7 protein-coding genes and 1 pseudogene are annotated in these 9,636 nt (G+C 42.0%); 4 read left to right on the top strand and 4 right to left on the bottom strand.

The features are described from left to right. Window positions 1-742, bottom strand: a pseudogene (locus OGM63_RS09215) (hypothetical protein); the annotation flags it as partial. Between the two features lie 132 nt (window positions 743-874). After that, window positions 875-4,504, bottom strand: coding sequence for a response regulator (locus OGM63_RS09210; RefSeq protein WP_263745217.1), 3,630 nt, complete (start codon window positions 4,502-4,504; stop codon window positions 875-877). A gap of 388 nt (window positions 4,505-4,892) precedes the next feature. Between OGM63_RS09210 and OGM63_RS09205 the strand changes: the two genes are divergently transcribed. The 4 genes from OGM63_RS09205 (at window position 4,893) to OGM63_RS09190 (ending at window position 8,066) form a co-directional block, all read left to right on the top strand. Next, window positions 4,893-5,147 (top strand): hypothetical protein, encoded by a 255-nt coding sequence (locus OGM63_RS09205; protein WP_263745216.1) that lies wholly within the window; start codon window positions 4,893-4,895, stop codon window positions 5,145-5,147. A gap of 734 nt (window positions 5,148-5,881) precedes the next feature. Then, window positions 5,882-6,526, top strand: coding sequence for a GNAT family N-acetyltransferase (locus OGM63_RS09200; protein ID WP_263745213.1), 645 nt, complete (start codon window positions 5,882-5,884; stop codon window positions 6,524-6,526). 360 nt (window positions 6,527-6,886) lie between these two features. Next, window positions 6,887-7,039: a hypothetical protein gene (locus tag OGM63_RS09195; protein ID WP_263745212.1), complete on the top strand. Its 153-nt coding sequence runs from the start codon at window positions 6,887-6,889 to the stop codon at window positions 7,037-7,039. Window positions 7,040-7,508: 469 nt separating this feature from the next. Beyond that, window positions 7,509-8,066, top strand: a complete 558-nt coding sequence (locus OGM63_RS09190) for a hypothetical protein (protein ID WP_263745211.1) — start codon at window positions 7,509-7,511, stop codon at window positions 8,064-8,066. Window positions 8,067-8,112: 46 nt separating this feature from the next. On the opposite strand, the gene OGM63_RS09185 is transcribed toward OGM63_RS09190, so the two are convergent. Beyond that, window positions 8,113-9,255: a histidinol-phosphate transaminase gene (locus OGM63_RS09185; RefSeq protein WP_263745210.1), complete on the bottom strand. Its 1,143-nt coding sequence runs from the start codon at window positions 9,253-9,255 to the stop codon at window positions 8,113-8,115. Between the two features lie 117 nt (window positions 9,256-9,372). Next, window positions 9,373-9,501, bottom strand: a complete 129-nt coding sequence (locus OGM63_RS09180; RefSeq protein WP_318528433.1) for a YqiA/YcfP family alpha/beta fold hydrolase — start codon at window positions 9,499-9,501, stop codon at window positions 9,373-9,375. Window positions 9,502-9,636 lie beyond the last annotated feature (135 nt).

Below are 9,636 nucleotides of genomic sequence, written 5' to 3'. Positions count from 1 at the left end.
TTAGTGAATCTTCCCCAATTGGTTGACGTGGAGTTCTCCGACTTGGAGTTAGTGAATCTTCCCCAATTGGTTGACGTGGAGTTCTCCGACTTGGAGTTAGTGAATCTTCCCCAATTGGTTGACGTGGAGTTCTCCGACTTGGAGTTAGTGAATCTTCCCCAATTGGTTGACGTGGTTCAACTTGTGTAAATTTTGGTAACGGTGTCGGCTTTCCTAAACTGATTCTTTCACGCTCACGTTTCCAACCAAGATTACCAAGTGAATCTGTCCGTGTCGGTGTCGTTGTTGGTGTAGGTGTTGGTGTGAATATCGGCTTGGGTGTGGGAACTGATTGTTTAGGAACCAGTTGAGTATTAGATTTAGAGACAAAAGTGTTTCTTTTTCTTTGTTTGCGAGTAGGAGCAAAATTTATCCCACCAGAATTTTCATTTCTTGGTATGACTGTTGAAGACTGTTGACTTGCAAATGATGGAGAGACTGGTTTAGTTTGTGATGCAGATGATGGAGAGACTGGTTTAGGTTGTGATGCTGTCGGAGAAATCTCAATAACCTCAATCGGAACAATTGCTTGACTATCTCGTGGAAACCACGGAGTAAAGGCATAATTAGAGCGCATTAGCCAAAACACCAGCAAATGTAATGCAACTGAACTCGTGACTAGAGCAATCCATAAACCCGGCGGATCGTTGTGTTGCCTTGATTTTACATCTTTTATTAAAGTTTGATCAACCGATTGAGTCATAATCAGATAATTGGTTGTTGGTTGTTGGTTGTTGTACCACTAACTCCGCTCTTCCTACTCCGTTCTCCTCACTTTAGTACAGACGTTCCTTTCGTAACGTCTCTACAACTCCTAACCACTAACCATTAACCACTAACTCCTAACAGTTATTTCTGCTTTGACAACAAACGTCAGAACTGTTTCATCTATTCCTTTAAGTTCTAACGGACTACCTTTAATGATTTCATCTTCATCCAAATAATCTGCAACCGCAGCAGAAACGAGGATAGTACCAGGAAGAGCAGCAACTTGCAATCTTGAGGCAATATTTACACTTGGACCGATCGCAGTATAATCGGCACGTTCGGCGCTACCAAACATCCCGACAACAGCTGTACCTTGGTGGATACCACAGCGAAACTGTAAACCATTACGTCCGTCGGAGTCAAATATACCTTGTTCTCGCCAACGCTGGTTTAACAGACTTAATGAGCGATGCATTCCTCTTGCTGTGTTGATCGACCGACGCACCTGTTCATTAGGCGTTAGTTCTTCCGGCGCTCCATATAAAGCTAAGATAGCATCTCCCATAAATTTATCGATGGTGCCCCCATTCTCAAAGACCACTTTGGTCATTGATTCTAAATATTCGTTAAGCAATTCCGCGACACGTCGCGACCTGAGGGTATTTGATAGTTGGGTAAAACCCACGATGTCACTAAACAAAACTGTAATCAAACGCGGTTCCGGTCGCAAATCCAGGACTAAATCTCCGGTTGCGGCTTTTTGCACCAACGCACTCGGTAAAAAGCGCTTGAGCACCGATTCTGTCAGGTAAGTATTTAACTCCAAAACTCTGCGTTCATTTTCTTTCAGGGCTAAAAGATTTCGCACTTCAGCCAGAAGTTCGCGATCGTTAAATGGTTTAGCTAAATAAGCATCTGCACCTTTTTCAGTACCTTCGATGCGGGTTTCTTCATCAACTTTTGCCGTTAACAGGATAATTGGAATTCCTTTCAACTTTTCCTCGTTGCGGATCATCCGAATCATCTCCATTCCCGACACCAAAGGCATCATCAAGTCGCTGACAATCAGGCGTGGTATTATTTCCTTAGCCATGATAAATCCTTCGGAACCGTTACGCGCTGTATGCACTCGATAGCCATTAGCGCGGAGAATTTCTGATACGTAAGTCCGCAAATCTGGGTTGTCGTCTACGACCAAAATTGATTCGCCAATTTTCAGTTCATTTTCTTGAGTGTTAACATTATTTAATAAGTCTTTTTGAATATTTTCAAATTCGTCTATTGATTGTAATTCTAAATCAGCTAATTCAACGTTAGCGCGACTGGTATTGACTTCACAAGGCGCTTCTAGCAACTGTTCTGTAGGTAAATGAGCGGTTCCGGCGAGCAGCCATAAGCTAAAAGTAGTACCTTTGCCGTAAACTGATTCCACAGTGACTTTACCGCGGTGCATTTCCATGAGTTCTTTAACTAAAGCCAAACCTAAGCCGCTACCTTCATAGGAGCGATTTTCAGTTCCTTCAGCTTGGCGAAAGCGTTCAAATAAGTAGGGAATTTGTTCAGTAACAATACCAATTCCCGTGTCTTGTACTTGCAGTCTACAGCGATCGCCTTGAGATTGCAATCTTACAGTAATATTACCACCTACTGAGGTAAATTTCATGGCATTCGACAGCAGGTTATAAAGTACTTTGTCGAATTTTTCCATATCCAAGTAGACTGTAGGAGATGGTTCTAGTTCGGTAATCAGATTCAGTCCCTTTTTCTCGCAATAGGGACGAAACGATTCGACAATTTGGTTGACAAATTCAACTAAATCGCAGGGACGGAAACTAGGCTGCATCCTTTTAGCATCAAGGCGTTGCAAATCGAGTAGTTGATTTACCAATCTTAGCAAGCGTCTTGAGTTGCGTAAGGCGATCGCACTTTGGGCATATGATAATCCTTCTTTTGTCGCTACCGCCGATTCTAGGGGTCCTTGAATTAAGGTTATGGGTGTGCGGAACTCGTGAGAAATATTTTGGAAAAATTCGGTTTTTTGTTTGTCTAATTCCAGCAAGCGTTCAGCTTGTTCGCGAGTTTTTTGGTATAAATGTGACTGCTGTACAGCGATCGCCGCTTGAGCTGCGACAGATGATGCTAACTGTATTTCTGTAACTAGCCACTTGCGTGCTCTACTATCTTGACGCAAAGTAATACTACCGATGCTTTTGCCATCAGCCAATAAAGGAACCACCATGAGCGATCGGGCTTTTCCTCTCAAGGGCAAATCAAACCCCTTGATTTCTGGCAGACAGTGGCTCATATCCGTAATTACCACAGGTTCTTGTGTCCGCAACATTTCTTGCAGAATTGGATTTCCCTGAATCGGTGACATAGACTGAGGTAATTCCTGATTTTCTATGTAATTATGACTACCTGTTTCCCAAGGATGATCTAGTTTGAAAGAATCCTGTGAACTGTAAGAACTTTCATACAAACCCACACACTTGACATACTCATCTTCTTCTGTCCACAAAGACAAAACACAGCCATCGACTTGCAAAGCTTGTCCTAATTGTTGGGTGATCGCGGCAAAAATATCTTCAGGATCTAAGCTAGAGCGAATCGCGCTAGTAATCGTATTAATTAGCGATTCCCGTTTCGCCAAAGCACGCACTTGCTCGTAAGCATAAGCTTGAGACAAAGCTAAAGCTGCCTGATTTGCCACCATCACCACTAACTGCACCTCGTCTTCAGACCATACGCGGGGCTGCTTACACTGGTGCAGCGCCAGCACCGCCATAAGTTCTTGTCGGCAAATCAGTGGAACTACCAAGCTAGAGCAAATTTTAGCTGTAGCAAAAGCAGCAGAGCGACTTAATAGCTCGGCAGTATCGCCCTGAATACGCTCATCTATTGCAACATCATGAATCACCTGCACTTCCCGGATTTCCCATACTGTCTGCGCTAGTAGAGCAGGATGGGGAGAGGGGGGAAGGGGGAGAGTGGGGGAGAGGGACGACATGGGGAGAGGGGGGGATGGTGAGTCTGGTGCCTGGGGGGGGTTAAACGCGTTGAAGCTACTGGCTCTCCCGCTGGAGGAGAAAGAATAGTCTCCCTTGTCTCCCTTGTCCCCAAGTAGTCCCCCCCTCTCCAAGGAGTCCTGCGAAATCCCCCTTTGGTAAATAAAATTTTCATCCACTAACTGCCCATCTTGGAAAGGACGCAACAAGCAAACATCCACTTCTAGCATATGACCCACGGTATCCACAATTGCTTGCAGAATTTGCCGATAGTCTAAAGCGCTGCGAATCGTGTTTGTAACACTGTTCAGTAACGATTCTTGACGCAGGGTGCGGGTAAGTTCGCGGGTGCGGGTTTTGAGGACGTTGTGGGTATCCAAAGCTTGGCGTACCACTGTTTTGAGTTCCTCTGCTTCCCACGGTTTGGTGACATATTTGAATACCTTACCAGCATTGATTGCTTCCACCAAGTCTTCGACATCGGTGTAGCCAGTTAAGATAATCCGGATGATATCTGGATATTGAGTCGCGGTTAGGCTCAAAAATTCTGTACCGCTCATCATTGGCATCCGCTGATCGGAAATGATCACGGAGACTTCTCCTTCTTGCTGAAGCAGTTCTAATGCCGCAAGACCTGAGGATGCCTTAAGCACCTGATAGTCGCGATAGAAGGTGCGGTAAAGCAAGTCAAGGTTGTCTGGTTCGTCATCGACAACCAAAATTTTCGGCTTACTGTTTGATTGGGATTTCATGCACCGCTTTCCTGCTGCAACGGCAGTCGGTTAAAGAATAATCTGATCTCTTGGGAATATTTCTGAGTCAGGTAATAGCAGAGCATTTCGACTCCATAGGCTGTTTGGCTACATGACGGCTTGGTTCTAAAGCGTTTACTCACAGTAATTTGCCTCAATAGAAGATGCCGATCGCCATTTGCTTTGATCTACCCCAATTAATTTGGTGCTCGTTACTGTTACAGAATACATATTTGCTTGCTAATCCCTTCACCTTCATAGCGAGAACCGATTAATACTATATACAGATCTCCAATCTGGCTTAAAAATCCATCTGAAGCTGCATATTAAGTTTTCCCCCCCCAACAGTTGCACTAACATTTGCAACTAAATTTTATTTATGGCAGTCATGGTATCAGCAATATTAGAAGAATCAGATTTAAAGCCAAAGTATACTATTAGACAAATATCTGTTTACAATTTAGCAATGAGAACCATTAGTCAGACAGGTGCCATCGCTGTGAGGCTTTTAATTTTTTCATTGGAGGCACCAGAAAAGACCAGCCAGCGCCCCTTCGGGGTTCGCCAGTGTGGGTCGGTAAACCAGGAGCGCAGCGCTGGCTCACCTTGTCCGGGTGGAGTCCTGTTGAAGCGACTGGCGTGAGGGGCACCTATTTTTCTTTTGGCGCATCTTCACACAGAATTGGTATAACCGTCCTCTAGTCAAACACCCAGTATTAAATTGGGCTTGACATCAGATAAAATTTCACTATCTGCTGATTCCCAATCCAGTTATTTTTTTACAAAACTTAACTATTAGAGAAGACAAATACATCTACAATGATGTGTCTAATTATCTGTTTTCTGTCAATACTTGAGCAAAAAAGATGGCGCTCAGTTTAAATCCGGATCGCTTGCTACGGGTTGATGGCAGATACCGCAAGCATAGTTTAGGATGATTGGGTTATATTGTTATCAAAAATAAGAGCAGTGCGAATATGACCAAAAGGCAAATTTTCTGTGCTTTTTATGCTTTTACCTTTGCGGGAATGTTTAAACCTTTATTTAGATAGATGCGCTATCGGTTGATTAAAATGAAGCATAAACTCCTGACAAACTGGTTTCTGCCATTTTAATCGGCTACCGCTTGCCTATGACGCAAAGCTTTCCTGTACTTTCTAACCGCAATTGCATTGCACGGCTTGCATTGCTGTCAAGTTTTGTACAAGTACACAACGAGAGCGATCGCTTGAAATAAAATGAATTTCGGGATACACTCCTATACTCATATAAAGCGCCAAAATTGAAATCTCATGCGCCAAGTTTAATGGTTAATACAAGAAGGAACGCTATTCATCCAAATTTGATGATGTTTTGGGATATTTGATCAGATTTTCCTTGAATAAAATCAATACTAAATTAGCTTTGACCACACCCTGGTTTTTTCACCCATCCGACCAACTGCCAGTAAATGCTGCCGCAAATCAAGCTTTTAAGCAATTCCAAATTCGTGCGGCTAGCCCTGCTGATTTGACTAATGTTGCCGAAATCATTACCGAAAGTTTTCACTCCCCAAATGGTATCTGGGGATGGGCTTTCCCGTTACTACGTTTGGGTATTTACGAAGACTTAAGGCATCGTCTAGCATCACCTGCACCCCATCACGTTTGTTTAGTTGCCGTTGATACTACTGCTCCCACTGATAACTTAGTTGGAATTGTAGAACTGGGTGTGCGTTTTGGTGATTCTTGGACTCAGATTGGCAAGAGTTTTCCTTATTTGTCTAATTTAGCTGTTCACCCAAGATATCGGAGGCTGGGTGCTGCGTCGGAGTTGCTGAAAGCTTGTGAAAAAGTTGCCCTTTTGTGGGGTTTCAAAGACTTATACCTCCACGTTTTGGAAAATAACCATCAGGCACGGCAGCTTTATTTTAATGCAGGATATCAGGTGCATCAAGTGGAATCTTATTGGAATACATTTTTTCTGGGACGCTCCCGACAGATATTCTTGCACAAGTACTTACCACATTCCTCAATTATCTGAATTTTTCAATTTGGGAAATTGCAAGCGATCGCTTGTTTATCTATTGCAAACAACCTATGAGGGAGATCCTTAAAATAAAATGTCTAGCCGTCACTCATCGCGATCCGCGATACCCAACCAACCAATGCCTATACACGGCTGGACATTTTATTACATGGCGTTTCTCAAAACGCCATGTAACTTGATTAAGCATTCAGGCAATAGAGAGGGATATTTTCTGAATGCTTAATTTTTACAAAAAATTATATACTTTGGTTTTTTTACGCATAATTAAATAATTATTAATTAACTTGACAAAATATTAATTTATCAAAGATTTTGGCATTCAGATAGATACTTTACTTTGCTTCTTCTGCATATGTGCTTATACGTATTGTGACAACACCACATCAACACGACGAACCCTCTAAATGCTATGCTGAGTGGCGGGTGCCATCAGGCGAATGCCACAAAGCCGAAGAAGGAGATGTGGCCTTTATAAGGGCGATCGCTGGTGTACGTAAGTGGTGGTAATAACACGGAGAAAACACTTAATTTTTATGTATTAATCTTAGAGTTTTTTCATAAATATACTAATTAAGAAAAATTAAATAATCATGTAATATTTAGCTTATTTACATGATATTAATTTTCTATATGAAAATATTAAAACAGAATTTTATTTAGATATAAATAAGGTGATTGCAATTATCATCTGAGTAAAAATACGAGAAAAAAGATGAAATTCCTCATAAGAACTTTGTATTTGAGATATTCATCTTTATAAAAACTTTAAAAAAATAACTCCTTTAATTCAAGACAAAATCAGTTAAATCTCATAAAATATGATTACTTAATTGTTGAAAAAAGGCTATTTAATTTTATCTTAGTTAAATAAACCAAAAAGTCTTGATAATTAAGATAAAATCAACCATTTTGATTTAAATCAAGTTAAGTGTTGAAGTGCAGACTACTACAAAATTCTTTAAAACTTTTAGAAAACATGGATAGCGAAAAGCGCCAACGCTATCAAACTGCTATGGTATCAACTTATGACCCTGAAACTAGTTTCCTTGACTATATTGTCATGCCTAATGGAACTGAGCAATCTCCAGGCTCGGATATCCTCACACAGTTGCATAGTGGAAAGGTCTTTATCGTTAACAGTCGTCGGCGAAATGGGTTAATACTATTCAAACGCTACCATGCAGAATTTGCCGGACCTGGGGCAGCAGTGGGAGGTGATTACGATCGCGATTGCCAAAATTTATTGCCGATAGGTAATTTGCAGCTATTGACTCCCGACTCTTATGACGAGCGTCAAAAAGCTTACTTGATTAGACGGCAGTGGATTCGGTTAATCAAGCAAATTACAGAAAACCCACTGCCGATTCAGCGAGTCCAAAAGATTCTCGATCAATTTGAGCAATATTTTCCACCAGAAACGGTGGAAAAGTTGCCTGATATTGCCTTTGCTCTTTTGGTAGGTGTGCTGCCACAAACAGTGGGAATAGTACGACGCCGTTTGGGCAGCGATCAGTATCCCGGTTTGATTAACTAGCCAATATAAACTGCGCTTTCCCCTTTTTGAAAGCTGGTTGTTAATATTAAAGATTTGTTAAAGCTATTTGTAGCCGACTCAGCGTGCGGAGGTTTTCCTCTGGGGTTCCTACTGTAATTCGCAATCCTCCACTGATGTGTCGCACAAGAGTGCCGGCAGTTCTCAGCTTTTGGGTAAGATTTATTAAATAATCGTCTTGTTGGTTCAAGGCATTTGGTTTTAGTCGCAGGTAAACAAAGTTAGCAGCGCTTTCGGCAACTTGTAATGTTGGGTATTGAGATAAAGCTTCGATAAGTTTGGCTCGTTCAAAGAGCGTTTGGGGAATTGACTTCAATAACAATTGGCGGTTTTGCAGAGCAATTAACAAAGCAGCCATAGAAACGCTGGGAAGATTGTAAGGTAAGCGTACTTTTTCTAGAATAGTGATTAACTCCGGATGAGCCAAGCAATAGCCAACGCGATGAGCAGCCAAGCGGAAGGCTTTAGAAAATGTCCGCATTACCATCCAGTTAGGACGTTGTGGTAATTCGCTAGCTAAGGTATTCTGGCTGAATTCAAAGTAAGCTTCATCAATTACTACCAAAATACGATCGCTCAAATTTCTTAACCATGCCAATTCTGCCGCAGTTAAAGCATTGGCTGTGGGGGAATTAGGATGAACTACGAAAATCACCCGAATCGGCGGATTTTGGGTTTTTTCTATAGCTTGATCAGCCCCTTTTAAATCAATTTCAAAATTCGCTTCATTTCTACCCACCGTCACAACGGGAATGCCCAAAGTTTGCGCCAAAATGCCGTACATCGAGAAAGTGGGATTAGCAACTAAAACCGAACCTTCTCCCCCGACACAACTGGCAATTAAAATTGAGCGAATTAGTTCATCTGAACCATTGCCAACAGAAATATTAGCAGCAGTGAAAAAAGATGGTGCGACATTAGCTGATTCATTGACATAGAGAGCGATCGCATTCTTCAGTGTCTCATGTCCGCCATCCGGATAACGATTTGTTTCAATTATTTGCTGATACTCCCAAGCAACCTTTTCTTTTAACTCAGGTGGCAAATCATAAGGGCTTTCATTCGTATCTAGCCGATCCAATTGCGATGGAACTGGTTCTGCTGTACTACTACCGGGATGGGGTTTGTAAGCGCTAAATTTAGCTAAATCCGATCGGATAAATGGCAGCATAATTAGTTAGGAGTTAGGTAGAGACGTAAAGAGTGGAACGTCTCTACGGGAGGCAATGGTGCAAAAACTTTGGACTCTTGACTAAGAAAATTGGTGAGAAGTTAATATTTTACAGCTTCATGGCAGCTGGCGAATTGCTTGCCAAATTTCTGATGTGACATTTCCTAAAGCGTGATTGCTGTCAAGTTCAATTAATTCTACCCAAGGACGTAAACATGCAAAATCCCGGCTTGCTTGAATGGGGATAACTTCATCCTGCTATATAAATCATAGACATCTATTGACACCTACTTTTTACTTAACGTTTCAACGGGTGAAGACGGCTTCATTACCCTTAACGTCCTGACACGCCTTAGCCTAGCGCGTCCTGGATAGCTATCT

This window comes from Plectonema radiosum NIES-515 (assembly GCF_025753815.1).
In the GTDB taxonomy this organism is placed as follows: domain Bacteria; phylum Cyanobacteriota; class Cyanobacteriia; order Cyanobacteriales; family Nostocaceae; genus Hassallia; species Hassallia radiosum_A.
Note: the sequence above shows the minus strand (reverse complement) of the source record. Positions and strands in the feature narration are given on the sequence as shown.